This is a genomic window from Rhodoferax sp., from assembly GCF_030646845.1.
Taxonomy (GTDB): Bacteria; Pseudomonadota; Gammaproteobacteria; order Burkholderiales; family Burkholderiaceae_C; genus Rhodoferax.
Window position 1 is genome coordinate 17788 of sequence record NZ_JAUSLE010000039.1, and the last position, 14631, is coordinate 32418.

Annotated in this window: 12 protein-coding genes; 10 read left to right on the top strand and 2 right to left on the bottom strand. The window is 60.2% G+C overall.

Annotated elements, in window-relative coordinates; translation table 11 throughout:
- Positions 1–107: 107 nt before the first annotated feature.
- The 9 genes from Q7T10_RS09865 (at position 108) to Q7T10_RS09905 (ending at position 10512) form a co-directional block, all read left to right on the top strand.
- Positions 108–1748 (top strand): acyl-CoA synthetase, encoded by a 1641-nt coding sequence (locus Q7T10_RS09865; RefSeq protein ID WP_304747727.1) that lies wholly within the window; start codon positions 108–110, stop codon positions 1746–1748.
- Positions 1749–1764: 16 nt separating this feature from the next.
- Positions 1765–2517 (top strand): ABC transporter ATP-binding protein, encoded by a 753-nt coding sequence (locus Q7T10_RS09870; RefSeq protein ID WP_304747729.1) that lies wholly within the window; start codon positions 1765–1767, stop codon positions 2515–2517.
- Positions 2514–3236 carry an ABC transporter ATP-binding protein gene (locus tag Q7T10_RS09875; protein ID WP_304747731.1) on the top strand — a complete coding sequence of 241 codons (723 nt, stop codon included), beginning with the start codon at positions 2514–2516 and terminating at the stop codon, positions 3234–3236. Before Q7T10_RS09870 ends, Q7T10_RS09875 begins: the two co-directional genes overlap by 4 nt.
- Before the next feature lie 63 nt (positions 3237–3299).
- Positions 3300–4508, top strand: coding sequence for an ABC transporter substrate-binding protein (locus tag Q7T10_RS09880; RefSeq protein WP_304747734.1), 1209 nt, complete (start codon positions 3300–3302; stop codon positions 4506–4508).
- Positions 4509–4532: 24 nt separating this feature from the next.
- Positions 4533–5417, top strand: coding sequence for a branched-chain amino acid ABC transporter permease (locus tag Q7T10_RS09885; protein ID WP_304747735.1), 885 nt, complete (start codon positions 4533–4535; stop codon positions 5415–5417).
- A 31-nt stretch (positions 5418–5448) separates the two neighbouring features.
- The gene (locus Q7T10_RS09890; protein WP_370653753.1) at positions 5449–6420 is read left to right on the top strand and encodes a branched-chain amino acid ABC transporter permease; all 972 of its coding nucleotides are present in this window, start codon (positions 5449–5451) and stop codon (positions 6418–6420) included.
- Between the two features lie 59 nt (positions 6421–6479).
- On the top strand, positions 6480–8174 hold the full coding sequence (locus tag Q7T10_RS09895; RefSeq protein WP_304747736.1) for an electron transfer flavoprotein-ubiquinone oxidoreductase: 1695 nt from the start codon (positions 6480–6482) through the stop codon (positions 8172–8174).
- Positions 8175–8222: 48 nt separating this feature from the next.
- Positions 8223–8699 (top strand): MaoC family dehydratase, encoded by a 477-nt coding sequence (locus Q7T10_RS09900; protein ID WP_304747737.1) that lies wholly within the window; start codon positions 8223–8225, stop codon positions 8697–8699.
- Positions 8700–8730: 31 nt separating this feature from the next.
- The gene (locus tag Q7T10_RS09905) at positions 8731–10512 is read left to right on the top strand and encodes an acyl-CoA dehydrogenase (protein WP_304747739.1); all 1782 of its coding nucleotides are present in this window, start codon (positions 8731–8733) and stop codon (positions 10510–10512) included.
- Between the two features lie 24 nt (positions 10513–10536).
- On the opposite strand, the gene ispF is transcribed toward Q7T10_RS09905, so the two are convergent.
- Both ispF and ispD read right to left on the bottom strand, forming a co-directional pair.
- Complete coding sequence (gene ispF, locus Q7T10_RS09910) at positions 10537–11028, bottom strand: 2-C-methyl-D-erythritol 2,4-cyclodiphosphate synthase (protein WP_304747741.1); 492 nt, start codon at positions 11026–11028, stop codon at positions 10537–10539.
- A 1-nt stretch (position 11029) separates the two neighbouring features.
- Positions 11030–11743, bottom strand: coding sequence for a 2-C-methyl-D-erythritol 4-phosphate cytidylyltransferase (ispD, locus tag Q7T10_RS09915; protein WP_304747743.1), 714 nt, complete (start codon positions 11741–11743; stop codon positions 11030–11032).
- Positions 11744–11861: 118 nt separating this feature from the next.
- On the opposite strand from ispD, the gene mfd reads away from it, so the two are divergent.
- Positions 11862–14631 (top strand): transcription-repair coupling factor (mfd, locus tag Q7T10_RS09920; RefSeq protein WP_304747745.1); only part of this gene is annotated, 2770 nt, incomplete at its 3' end.

Genomic DNA, 14631 nt, shown 5'->3' on the forward strand with positions numbered 1-14631 from the left:
CATTTGCCCCGAAATTCCGCAACAGTCCACTGCCATCATTCCGGTCACATATTGCTGCTCGGGCACTTCGAGCCTGCTGCTGACACCACGATGAGGAGACTGCCAACATGCTTACGAACGCCTACGACCAGGGACTGGATCGCAATAGCGCGAACCACATAGCCCTTTCACCAATAAGCTTTCTGGAACGGTCGGCCCGGGTCTATCCCGACCGTGAGTCCCTGATTCATGGTGCCACGCGCTTCACCTGGGCACAGACCTACGCCCGCTGCCGCCGTCTGGCCAGCGCATTGGCCCAGCGCGGCATTGGCTTGGGCGACACGGTGGCAGCCATGCTACCCAATACGCCCCCAATGTTTGAAGCGCACTTTGGTGTGCCCATGACCGGTGCGGTGCTCAACACACTGAACACCCGGCTGGATGCAGAAGCCATCGCCTTCATGCTGGACCATGGCGAAGCCAAGGTGCTGATCACCGACCGCGAGTTCTCACCCATCATCGAGCGTGCGCTGCTCCTGATGAGCCACAGCCGCCCGCTGGTGATTGACGTAAATGATTCCATGCATGAAGGTGGCCAGTTGCTCGGTGAGTTCGACTACGAAGCTTTTCTGCAAACAGGTGACGAGGCCTACGAATGGGGTCTGCCGACTGATGAGTGGAATGCCATCGCGCTGAACTACACCAGCGGCACCACCGGCAACCCCAAGGGCGTGGTGACCCACCACCGGGGCGCTTACCTGAATGCCGTGTCCAACGTGGTGACCTGGGAGATGCCACGTCACTCGGTATACCTGTGGACACTGCCGATGTTTCACTGCAACGGCTGGTGCTTTCCCTGGACCCTGGCGCTCCAGGCAGGTGTCAGCGTGTGTTTGCGCAAGATCGATCCGGCGCTGATCTTCTCGCTGATTCGTGAGCACCGCGTGACCCACCTGTGCGGCGCACCGATTGTGTATGGTCTGTTGATCAATGCCCCGCAGGCCGTGCGTGCAGGCATTGCTCACCCGATTGCCGGCCTCATTGCCGGTGCTGCACCACCGGCCGCCATCATCGAAGGCTGCGAGCGAATCGGCATTGACATCACCCACGTCTATGGCCTGACCGAGGTCTACGGGCCGGCCGCGGTCTGCGCCAAGCAGGCGGGTTGGGACCGGTTGCCCATTGGTGAACGTGCGGCCCTGAACGCCCGCCAGGGCGTGGCCTACCCGATGCAACAAGTTATCACGGTGCTGGACCCTGAAACCATGCAACCCGTGCCGGCCGACGGCGAAACCATGGGTGAAATCTTCTTCCGGGGCAACCTGGTGATGAAGGGCTACCTGAAAAACCCGCAAGCGACGGCCGAAGCCTTTGCTGGCGGCTGGTTCCACACTGGCGACCTGGCCGTGCTGCATCCGGACGGCTACGTCAAGATAAAGGATCGCAGCAAGGACGTGATCATCTCCGGCGGCGAAAACATCTCCAGCCTCGAAGTCGAAGAAGTGCTGTATCGCCACCCCGCTGTGCTGGTCGCCGCCGTGGTGGCCAAGCCAGACGCCAAGTGGGGTGAAGTGCCCTGCGCTTACATAGAGCTACGCGAAGGGGCCGCCGTCACCGAAGCAGAGATCGTTGAGCATTGCCGGGCGCAGTTGGCGCGCTTCAAGGTGCCCAAACAAGTGCTGTTCGGAACGCTGCCCAAAACTTCGACCGGAAAAATCCAGAAGTTCGTTTTGCGTGAGCAGATGCGTTCGGCTTCGGCCATTGACTGAAAAACGGAGCCATTTCATGTCTGAAGACCTCATCCTGCAAACCCACGGACTGACCAAAGAGTTCAAGGGTTTTGCCGCCGTGCAAAACGTGGACCTCAGGGTCAAGCGCGGCAATATTCACGCCTTGATCGGGCCCAACGGTGCGGGCAAGACCACCGTGTTCAACCTGTTGACCAAGTTCTTGCAGCCCACCGCAGGCACGATTCAGTTCAACGGCATCGACATCACCCGGGAAGAACCGGCGCAAATCGCACGCCGTGGCGTGGTGCGCTCGTTCCAGATATCGGCCACCTTCCCGCACCTGAGCGTGATGGAAAACGTGCGCGTCGCCCTGCAACGCAAGGTAGGCACCTCGTTTCACTTCTGGAGCCCCCAGTCCACACTGGATGTACTCAACGACCGAGCGGTGGAATTGTTGGAGTCGGTCGACCTGGGGGCCTACATCGACACCCAAACCGTGGAATTGCCCTACGGCCGCAAACGCGCGCTGGAGATTGCCACCACGCTGGCGCTGGAGCCCGAGTTGATGTTGCTGGATGAACCCACCCAGGGCATGGGCCACGAGGACGTGGACTTGGTGGTGGAGTTGATTCGCAAAGTATCCAAGGGGCGCACCATTTTGATGGTGGAACACAACCTGTCGGTGGTGGAGACCCTCAGTAACGTCATCACGGTGCTGCAACGCGGCTCGATTCTGGCCGAAGGGACTTACGACGTGGTGTCCAAAGACCCGCGCGTTCTGGAAGCATACGTCGGAGTAGAAGCATGAACAGCGCCTTCAAACGCACCGGTGAACTCCTGCGTATCACTGACCTGCATTCGTTTTATGGCGAATCCCACATCCTGCACGGCATTGACCTGACCATCAACCATGGCGAACTGGTCACGCTATTGGGGCGCAACGGCAGCGGACGCTCAACCACACTCAAGTCCATTCTGGGACTGGTGGGCCGACGCACGGGTCAGATCATGCTCAACGGGGAAAACATCAAAGGCATGTCTTCCCACCGAATTGTTCGAATGGGCGTGGGCTATTGCCCGGAAGAACGCGGCATTTTTTCAGGTCTGACCACAGAAGAAAACCTGATGCTGCCTCCCAAAGTGGCGTCCGGCGGCATGACGCTGGAAGAAATTTACGAGATGTTTCCCAACTTGTACGAGCGCCGCCACAGCCCGGGCACGCGCCTGTCAGGCGGTGAGCAACAAATGCTGGCGATGGCACGCATTCTGCGCACCGGCGCCCGGCTGCTGCTGCTGGACGAAATCACTGAAGGCCTGGCCCCGGTCATCGTCAAGAAACTGGGCGAAGTCATTCGACTACTGAAAACACGTGGCTACACCATTTTGCTGGTGGAACAAAACTTCCGCTTTGCCGCTCCGCTGGCTGACCGTCACATTGTGCTGGAGCATGGCCGCATTGTGGCCACAGTAACCAAAGAAGAACTGCCGTCCAAGACTGACATGCTGCATGAGCTGCTGGGCGTTTAACCCCGCCCTTATCGAAGACCACCTTTCCCCCCTGACCTTATCCACTATCTACAAGGCGACATCATGAAACTTAAACCCACTATTCAGGCACTCGGCTTGGCCCTGGCGTCCATCGGCGCGGTTCACGCACAAATCTCTGACAACGTCGTCAAGATCGGCGTTTTGACCGACTTGTCCGGACTCTACTCTGATGTCGCAGGCAAAGGCACCATCATTGCCACCGAAATGGCGATTGAAGACTTTGTGGCCAAGGAAAAGCCCGGATTCAAGATTGAAGTGGTGTCTGCCGACCACCAGAACAAAGGCGACATCGCGGCCAACAAGGCGCGTGAATGGTTTGAACGCGACAAAGTGGATGTAGCCTCTGAACTGGTCACCACCTCCGTGGCGCTGGCCGTCATGAAAATTGCCAAGGAGAAAAACAGAATTACCCTGATCTCCGGGGCTGCCTCGACGCTTGTCACCAACAAAGACTGCAATGACGTGACCGTGCACTGGACCTACGACACCTACGCAGTAGCCAACGGGACTGCCAAGGCGGTGGTAAAGCAGGGCGGCAAGAAATGGTTCTTCCTGACCGCTGATTACGCCTTTGGTCATTCCCTGGAAAAGGACGCCGGCGATGTGGTCAAGGCCAATGGGGGCGAGATCGTGGGCGCTGTGCGTCACCCATTCCCCGGCTCGGACTTCTCTTCGTTCCTGCTCAAAGCACAGGCATCAGGTGCTCAGATCATTGGCCTGGCCAATGCCGGTGGCGACACCATCAACTCCATCAAACAAGCGGCGGAATTCGGCATCACACAAAAGCAGTCGCTTGCCGGGCTGTTGATGTTCATCACCGATGTCCATTCCCTGGGTCTCAAAGCCACGCAGAACATGTACCTGACCGAAGGTTTTTACTGGGATCTGAACGAGGAAACCCGCGCTTGGTCCAAGCGCTTTTTCGACAAAACCAAGCGCATGCCCACCATGATTCAAGCCGGTCAGTATTCGTCCGTCATGCATTACCTCAAGGCGGTCAAGGCCATCAACACCGACGACACCGCCAAGGTCATGACGCAGATGAAGAAGACACCGATCAACGACTTCTTTGCCAAGAACGGCACTATCCGTGCCGATGGCCGCATGGTGCATGACATGTACCTGCTGCAAGTGAAAAAGCCAACCGAGTCCAAGACACCTTGGGATTACTACCACGTGCGCGCCACGATTCCAGCCGCTGAAGCCTTCCAGCCGCTGTCCGCTTCGACCTGTCCGCTGGTCAAAAAGTAAAGCTGTCACTGTTCAGGAGCTGCAATGGAAATCTTCGGCATATCGTCCCAAGCCCTGTTGGGTCAGGTATTTTTGGGTCTCATCAATGGCTCGTTTTACGCGGTACTGAGCTTGGGGCTGGCGATTATTTTCGGCCTCCTGAACATCATCAACTTCTCGCACGGGGCCCTCTACATGATGGGCGCGTTCGTGTCGTGGATCGGGCTCACCCAGTTCGGCATGAGTTACTGGGCGTCTCTGGTGCTCACGCCCCTGATCGTCGGCGTCATGGGTATCGCGATTGAGCGCTTGCTGCTGCGCCATCTCTACCAACTGGACCATCTTTACAGCCTGCTGCTGACCTTCGGGTTAGCGCTGATTGCCGAGGGTGTGTTCCGCAATCTTTACGGCATTTCCGGGGAGACTTATGAAGTGCCCGAGTTGCTGCAGGGCGGCGTTGATCTGGGCTTCATGTTTTTGCCACTGTACCGTGGCTGGGTGGTGCTGGCAGCGCTCAGCGTCTGTGCAGTCACCTGGTACACGATTGAGAAAACCAGTCTGGGCGCCACCTTGCGCGCCGCCACCGAAAAGCCGGAACTGGTGCAGGCCCTGGGCATCAACGTGCCGGTGATGGTCACCGCTACTTACGGCGTGGGCGTGGCGCTGGCTGCGTTTGCTGGTGTGTTGGCTGCGCCAGTGATGCAAGTCAATCCGCTGATGGGCTCGAACCTGATCATCGTGGTGTTTGCCGTGGTGGTGATTGGCGGCATGGGCTCGATTCTGGGCTCGATCGTCACCGGCCTCGGGCTCGGTATTGTCGAGGGCCTGACCAAAGTGATCTATCCGGAAGCCTCGGCCGTGGTGATTTTCGTGATCATGGTGGTGGTTCTGCTGTTGCGCCCTGCGGGTCTTTTTGGCAAACAAGCCTGAACACCGCCAAAGCTTGCTCAAAGGAAATTCAATGAAATCCAATTACGCTGCCAACGCCGCCGCCGAATCCCGGCGCACGATGTTGATGTTTGTGGCGCTGCTTGTGGTCGGTGCGCTTGCCCCGTTCGCCCTGTATCCCACTTTTTTGATGAAGGTACTGTGCTTTGCGCTGTTTGCCTGCGCGTTCAACCTGCTGCTGGGCTATGTCGGCCTGCTGTCGTTTGGCCACGCCGCCTTTTTTGGCGGAGCCGCCTATGTGTGCGGCTACCTGTGCAAAGAGCAGGGCTGGTCACCCGAACTGGGAATTTTGGCCGGCACGCTCACCGCTGCGGTGCTGGGCTGGGCCTTTGGCGCCATCGCGATCAAGCGCTCCGGCATCTATTTCGCCATGATCACGCTGGCGCTGGCGCAGTTGGTGTATTTCCTGGCCATTCAGTTGCCGTTCACCGGCGGCGAAGACGGCTTGCAAGGCATCCCGCGCGGCAAACTGCTGGGATTGATTGACCTGTCAGACAACTTGGCCATGTACTTTTTTGTGTTTGGCATCTGCATGGCGGGTTTTGCACTGATCTACCGCACCATCCATTCACCCTTCGGGCAAATCCTCAAAGCCATCCGTGAGAACGAACCGCGCGCCATCTCACTCGGTTACGACGTACATCGCTACAAACTGCTGGCCTTTGTGATTTCGGCCTCGCTGGCGGGCATGGCGGGCGCCACCAAAGCGCTGGTGTTTCAGCTGGCGTCGCTCACTGACGCGCACTGGCACATGTCCGGCGAAGTGGTGTTGATGACGCTTCTGGGCGGTTTGGGCACCATCCTCGGCCCAGCGGTGGGGGCCGCCACCATCGTGACCCTGCAAACGCAACTCGCAGACAAGGTGGGGGCGTGGGTGACGGTGATTATTGGCGTCATTTTTGTGGTTTGCGTGCTGGCTTTCCGGCGCGGCATCGTGGGTGAATTGACAGCTTTGCGTCAACGGGTGACCGGAAGTCACTCCTGAATTCATAGCTTCTGACGCACTATTCGTAAGGGCTAGAGGCAATTTTGTCTTCAAACAATATGACCAACCAGGAAATTCTGGCCCAGTACGGCCCCCGTGAAGCGATGGAGTACGACGTCGTCGTTGTCGGGGGCGGTCCGGGTGGTTTGGCCACGGCCATCCGTCTCAAGCAACTGGCTGCTGCAAGAGGCAAGGACATCTCGGTGGTGGTGCTGGAGAAGGGCTCCGAGCCTGGTGCCCACATTCTGTCCGGTGCCATCATGGACCCCATCGCCATCACCGAGCTGTTCCCCGACTGGAAAGCCATGGGCGCACCGCTCAACCAGCCGGTGACCGATGACGCCATGGTGTTTCTCGGTGAGAAATCCGGCTTTCGCACCCCCAACTTTTTTCTGCCGCAGTGCTTCCAGAACCACGGTAACTACATCGTCAGTCTGGGTGCGGTGACACGCTGGATGGCGCAACAGGCTGAGAATCTGGACGTGGAGATTTTCCCCGGCTTCGCAGCCGCTGAGGTTCTCTACAACGACGACGGTTCAGTCAAGGGCGTGGCTACCGGCAACCTGGGCGTCGGCAAGGACGGCGTGCCGGGCGAGAACTTTCAGATCGGCATGGAGTTGCATGGCAGATACACGATTTTTGCCGAGGGATCGCGCGGCCACCTGGGCAAGCAACTGATTGCCAAATACCAGCTCGACGAGGGTTGCGACCCACAAACTTACGCACTGGGCATCAAGGAGTTGTGGGAGATCGACCCGGCCCGCCATCAGCCCGGCTTTGTCCTGCACACCGCCGGCTGGCCGATGGACAGCGCCACCTACGGCGGCGCGTTTCTGTACCACATGGAAGACAACAAGATCGCCCTGGGCTTCATCACCGGGCTGGACTACGCCAATCCTCATCTCAGCCCGTTCGAGGAATTCCAGCGGTGGAAAACGCATCCCAACATCCGCTATTACCTGGAAGGCCAGGAGCAGGGCCTCAAGCCCGCCAAGCGCCTGGGCTACGGCGCGCGCGCCATCACCGCGGGTGGCCTGATGTCGCTGCCCAAGACCGTGTTTCCCGGTGGCGCGCTGGTGGGCTGCGACGCCGGCTATCTGAATGTGAGCCGCATCAAGGGCAGCCACGCTGCCATCAAGACCGGCATGCTGGCGGCCGAGGCCGCCTATGACGCCGTCACCGCCGGTCGCCAGCACGATGAGTTGAACGCTTACCCCGAGGCATTCGAGAAGAGCTGGCTGTATACCGAGCTGAACAAGTCGCGCAACTTCAAGGCCTGGTTCAAAAAGGGCTTGACGGTGGGCACCCTGATGAACGGCATTGAGCAGTTTGTCCTGAAGGGCAACATCCCGTGGACCCTGCGTCGCGACAAACCGGATCATGCCTGCCTGAAGCCCGCGGCCGAATGCCAACCCATCGTCTACCCCAAGCCGGACGGTAAGCTCACCTTTGACCGCCTGAGCAGCGTGTTCATCAGCAACACCAACCACGAAGAGCAGCAGCCCGCGCATCTGACGCTGAAGGACGCATCGGTGCCGGTCGCGATCAATCTGGCAAAGTATGCCGGCCCCGAGGCACGCTACTGCCCGGCCGGGGTCTATGAGTTCGTCAAGAACGAAGACAACACCGACCGCCTGCAGATCAACGCCCAGAACTGCGTGCACTGCAAAACCTGCGACATCAAGGACCCGACCCAGAACATCGTGTGGGTGACGCCTGAGGGTGGCGGCGGGCCCAATTACGCGGGCATGTGAGGCCAGGGCAAATTGTTCAAAACCAACTAGAACCAACGAGACAACCATATGAACGACCTGAACGGCCACGACATTGAAGACCTGCGCGTGGGCATGAGCGCCACATTCTCCAAAACCATCACAGAAGCTGACATCGTGTTGTTTGCCGGCGTGTCGGGCGACTCCAATGCGATCCACATCAATGAAGAGTACGCCGCCACGACACCGTTCAAGGGCCGCATTGCCCACGGCATGTTGTCTGCCAGCGTGATTTCAGCGGCGGTCGCGAACCGTTTGCCTGGCCCCGGTGCCATCTACCTCAACCAGCAGCTGAATTTTCTGGCTCCGGTGCGCCCCGGCGACACCGTGCACGCGACAGTCAAGGTGCGCGAAGTCGTCGCGGACCGTGGCCGTGTGGTGCTGGAGACCACTTGCCGCGTCAAGGGCGTCATGGTCATTGACGGTGAAGCGTTGGTCAAGGTGGATTCGTCTGCCCGGCGTGCCGCCAAAGCCGCAGCGCAGTCCGCGGCCCCTGCTATTGCCTGAGCCCCCACATTTATTACATCGAAAGCGCACCATGAGCTACCAAGCCCCCCTGAAAGACATGTTGTTTGTGATGCAGGAGCTCGCAGGCCTGTCCAAGGTCAGCGCCCAACCCGGCTTTGAAGACTACGACCTGGACACCGCGCAGGCGGTCCTGGAAGAGTCAGCGAAGTTCTGCGAGGGCGTCGTGGCGCCGTTGAACTGGGAAGGCGACCAACATCCCAGCAGCTGGAAAGACGGCGTCGTCACCACCACCCCCGGCTTCAAGGAAGCGTTCACCCAGTTTGCCGAGGGCGGCTGGCAAGGCGTGATCCACCCCACCGAATTTGGTGGGCAGGGATTCCCCAAATTGATCGCAACACCTTGCGCCGAGATGCTGCACGCTGCCAATATGTCGTTCGCGTTGTGCCCCATGCTGACCGACGGCGCCATTGAAGCGCTGCTCACCGCTGCCAGCGATGAGCTCAAGCAGAAGTTCGCCCACAAACTCATCAGCGGTCAATGGACCGGCACCATGAACCTGACCGAGCCGCAGGCGGGCTCAGACCTGGCCGCAGTGCGCTCGCGTGCTGAACCGCAAACTGACGGCACCTACAAGGTATTCGGCACCAAGATCTTCATCACTTACGGTGAACACGATATGGCTGAGAACATCGTCCATCTGGTGCTGGCCCGTGTGCCCGGTGCGCCGGAGGGCGTCAAGGGTATCTCGCTGTTTGTGGTGCCCAAATTCATTGTTAACGACGATGGCAGCCTCGGTGCGCGCAATGATGCCTGGTGCGTCTCCATTGAGCACAAGCTAGGCATCAAGGCCAGCCCGACGGCGGTGCTGCAGTTTGGCGACCACGGTGGCGCGGAGGGTTATCTTGTGGGGGACGAAAACCGCGGACTGGAATACATGTTCATCATGATGAACGCCGCCCGCTTTGCCGTGGGCATGCAGGGCATTGCCATTGCAGACCGTGCCTACCAAAAAGCCGTGCGCTTTGCCCATGAGCGCACCCAGAGTCGCGACTTGGCCGGATCGACAGGCCCTGTGGCCATCATCAACCACCCTGACGTCAAACGCATGCTGTTGAACATGCGAGCCCACACCGAGGGCGCGCGCGCTTTGGCCTACGTGGCCGCCGCGGCCAGCGACGCGGCTCACCACGCCACTGACGAAGCCGTCAAGGCACACAACCAGGCCGTCTACGAATATCTCGTCCCCGTGGTCAAAGGGTTTTCCACTGAAATGTCCATCGACATGGCCAGTCTGGGCGTGCAGATCCACGGTGGCATGGGCTTCATTGAAGAGACCGGCGCCGCCCAGCACTGGCGCGATGCCCGCATCCTGACCATTTACGAAGGTACTACGGCCATCCAGGCCAACGACATCGTGGGTCGCAAGACCCTGCGCGACAAGGGTGCCGTGGCCAAAGCGCTGTGCGCCCAGATCGCCATCACCGAACAAGACCTGGCCGCGCATGGTGACGATGACTGCACCGCCATGCTCAATGCGCTTCGCGACGGACGGCTGGCGCTTGAAGACGCCATTGACTACATTTTGGCCAAGGGCAAGAGCGACCCCAAAGCCGTCTATGCCGGCGCGGTCACTTACCTCAAGCTGGCAGGCGTGGTGCTGTCTGGCTGGCAAATGGGCCGGGCCATGATGATCGCCCTCGACAAGATGGACAGCGACCCCAAGTTCTTTCACGCCAAGCTGATCACCGCCCGCTTCTATGCCGAATCGGTGTTGACCCAGGCGGCAGGCCTGGCCCAAAGCATACGGTTGACCGGACCGACCATCAACCGCATGTCAGCCGAGATGTTCTGAAGGCCGATAGGTCAAATAGTTTTTTCAAGACTTGTCGCTGGGTTGGAACAGCAAGGCCACAGCCCGTGCTTCCATCGCCTGGCCCTGCCCGACTGGCCCCATCTTTTCTGCCGTCTTGGCCTTGACGTTGACCTGATCCACCTTTACCGCCAGCGCCTGGGCGATCTGGGCGCGCATGGCTGCAATGTGCGGCATCAATTTGGGCGCCTGCGCGATCACGGTGCTGTCGACATTGCCGATCTCAAAGCCTTTTTCGCGCACGCGGCGAGCCGCCTCGGTCAACAGCACCATCGAGTCTGCGCCCTTGAAATGCGCATCGGTGTCGGGGAAATGCGTGCCGATATCGCCCAGCGCGGCGGCGCCCAGCAAGGCGTCGGTGATGGCGTGCAGGAGGACATCGGCGTCCGAGTGACCAAGCAAACCGAGGTGAAAAGGAATCTCCACGCCACCGATGATGAGCTTTCGCCCAGCCACCAAGGCATGCACATCCCAGCCCTCGCCTATTCTGAAATTCATGTCATTCGCCTTTCAAGCGCGCGTTCAGTATCGCTTCAGCCAGCGCAAAATCCTCGGGGTAGGTGACCTTGAAGTTCTGCGCGCTACCCGGCACCAGCAGGGGATGCAAACCCATGGCCTCCATGGCGCTGGATTCGTCGGTCACCTTGTCGCCAGCCTGCTGCAGTGCGTCCCGTAGCATGCCAATTCGAAACATCTGGGGCGTCTGGGCCAGCCACTTGTCACTGCGGTCAAGGGTTGCTGCCACCCGACCCTCGACTTCACTTTTCAGGGTATCGGGCAGTTTGTGGGCCAGCAGACCCCCGACAACGTCCGCCGCACAGGCATCGATCAGGCCGTCAATTTGTCCGGACGTGACCAGACAACGTGCCGCGTCGTGCACCAGGACCCAGTCATGCGGGTTGGCACCTTGCTCCAGCAAGAACTTCAAACCATTAAAAACACTGCCAGCCCTCGTAGAACCTCCGCAGTTAGCTATCAAATGCGTAGCAACCCGGGAGTCGAAGAAATCGTCATCCACAGCGACAACGACGGCGGTATTGGCGATTCTGGCTACAGCGGCAAAGGCTGCCAGGGTGTGCATCACCATGGGCTGGCCCGCCAGCGGCTGGTATTGTTTGGGCCCAGCAGACCCGGCGCGCGATCCGGTGCCTGCACAGGGAATCAGGGCCCAAAAACGGGGATTGGAGGGGGAATTGATTTTGTAGTCGGTCATGGGTTTGGCCTCCATTCTAAAATCCAGGCTGCAAGCGCTACAAAACACCCCCCGCCTTTTCCGCGGGGGTGTTTTGTATTTGTGTTTTTGAACTCAACGAGTGGTCTTCTAGCGATTCATGGATTTACCCAAACTGCACCCGGGCAAACGCTACACCCTGCCCCGACCCGTGGGCTCGGCCGATGCCCTGCTGCTCGCCCAGTTGGGCCTGCGCGAGAAGGGCGACCACAGGCTGACGGCCATCGTCACCGCCGACGCCACTGATGCCCAGCGCCTGCTGGACGAAATGGCTTTTTTTGCACCTGACCTGCGCTGCGTGCTGTTCCCGGACTGGGAAACCCTGCCCTACGACTCGTTCTCGCCACATCAGGACCTGATCAGCGAACGGCTGGCGACGCTTTGGCGCATCAGCCAGCGCGACAAGGAGACCGGCGCCGACGTGGTGATCGTGCCTGCCACCACCGCCCTGTACCGGCTGGCCCCGCCGGCTTTTCTGGCGGGCTACACCTTTCACTACAAGGTCAAGCAAAAGCTGGACGAAGCCCGGCTCAAGGCCCAGTTGACCCTGGCCGGTTACAGCCACGTCAGCCAGGTGGTCAGCCCCGGCGAATACGCGGTGCGTGGCGGGCTGATTGATCTCTTTCCCATGGGCAGCGCCGTGCCTTACCGCGTCGATTTGTTTGACGACGAGATCGACAGCATCCGCACCTTTGACCCTGACAGCCAGCGCAGCCTGTACCCCGTGCCCGAGGTGCGACTGCTGCCGGGTAGAGAGTTCCCGATGGACGACGAGGCCCGTGCGCGCTTTCGCAACCGCTGGCGTGAACTGCTGGAAGGCGACCCGACCAAGAGCCGCATCTACAAAGACATAGGCAATGGCGTCGCCACCGCCGGCATTGAGTACTACCTGCCGCTGTTCTTTGACGAAACGGCCACCGTGTTTGACTACCTGGGGCCGGATGCCACGGTGGTACTGCATGGCGACCTGGAGCCGGCCTTCCAGCATTTCTGGCAGGACACCAAAGAGCGCTACCGGCTGGTGCAAGGCGACCCCGAGCGCCCCGCTCTGCCACCCGAGGCCCTGTTTCTGGGCACCGAGCAGTTTTATGCGCGGGTCAATCAGCATCCGCAGCTGGCCATCAAGGCGTCCGCCGGCCAAACCAGCGATTACGTGGAAATCGGCACGCTGCCGCCGCTCACCGTGGTGCGGGGTGCCGACGATCCGCTGGCGCGCCTGAAAGAACACATTCGCCAGACGAAGCAGCGTGTGCTGGTGCTGGCGGAAAGCGAAGGCCGCAAGACCAGCCTGCTGGATTTCCTGCACGCTAGCCACCTGAGTCCGCCTTCGTTTGATTCGCTCGCAGAGTTCCAAAGCAGTACCGAGACTATCGGCATTGCCACCTCTTCCCTGAACACGGGCTTCGCCTGGCTGGAAGATGGCATCGATTTCGTCACCGAGACCGAACTCTTTGCCGCCGGCCCCACCACGCGCCGGCGCAAGAAGCAGGAGCAGGTCAGCGATGTCGAGGCGCTCATCAAGGACCTGAGCGAGCTCAATGTGGGCGACCCCGTCGTCCATTCGATGCATGGCATTGGCCGCTACCGGGGGTTGATCAACCTCGATCTGGGCAACAAACTGGCCAACGGCGAACCCGAAATGCAGGAATTCCTGCACCTGGAATATGCCGACAAGGCCACGCTGTATGTGCCCGTGAGCCAGCTGCAGCTGATCAGCCGCTACACCGGCGTCAGCGCCGACGAAGCGCCGCTGCACCGCCTGGGCTCCGGCCAGTGGGAGAAGGCCAAGCGCAAGGCGGCCGAGCAGGTGCGTGACTCGGCGGCCGAGCTGCTCAACATCTACGCCCGACGCGCCGCCCGTGAAGGCCATGCGTTCCGCTACTCCCCGGCTGACTACGAAGTCTTCGCCAACGACTTCGGTTTTGAGGAAACGGCTGACCAGAGCGCCGCCATTCACGCCGTGATTCAGGACATGATCAGCCCGCGCCCGATGGACCGGCTGATCTGCGGTGACGTGGGCTTTGGCAAGACCGAAGTGGCTTTGCGCGCGGCCTTCATCGCCATCACCGGCGGCAAGCAGGTGGCTTTTCTGGCACCCACCACGCTGCTGGCCGAGCAGCACTACCAGACGCTGGTGGACCGCTTTGGCAAGTGGCCGGTGAAGGTGGCAGAAATGAGCCGCTTTCGCTCCGCGAAGGAAATCACCGCCGCCATGAAGGGCATTGCCGACGGCACCATTGACATTGTGGTCGGCACCCACAAGCTGCTGAGCAAAGACACCCACTTCAAAAATCTGGGCCTGCTCATCATCGACGAAGAACACCGCTTTGGTGTGCGCCACAAGGAGCAGATGAAAGCCCTGCGCGCCGAGGTTGATGTGCTCACGCTCACCGCGACACCCATTCCGCGCACGCTGGGCATGGCACTCGAGGGCCTGCGCGATTTGAGCGTGATCGCCACGGCGCCGCAGCGCCGCCTGGCCATCAAGACTTTTGTCCGTACCGAGGGCCACGGCGTGATTCGCGAGGCGGTGCTGCGCGAACTCAAACGCGGCGGGCAGGTTTACTTTTTGCACAACGAGGTGGAAACGATCGAGAACCGCCGCGCCATGCTGGAAGAACTGCTGCCCGAAGCCCGCATTGCCGTCGCCCACGGCCAGATGCCCGAGCGCCAGCTGGAGAGCGTGATGCGCGACTTTGTGGCGCAGCGCTTCAACCTGCTGCTGTGCTCCACCATCATCGAGACCGGTATTGACGTGCCGACCGCCAACACCATCGTCATGAGCCGGGCCGACAAGTTCGGCCTGGCTCAATTGCACCAGCTGCGCGGACGGGTCGGACGCAGTCACCACCAAGCCTATGCGTACCTGA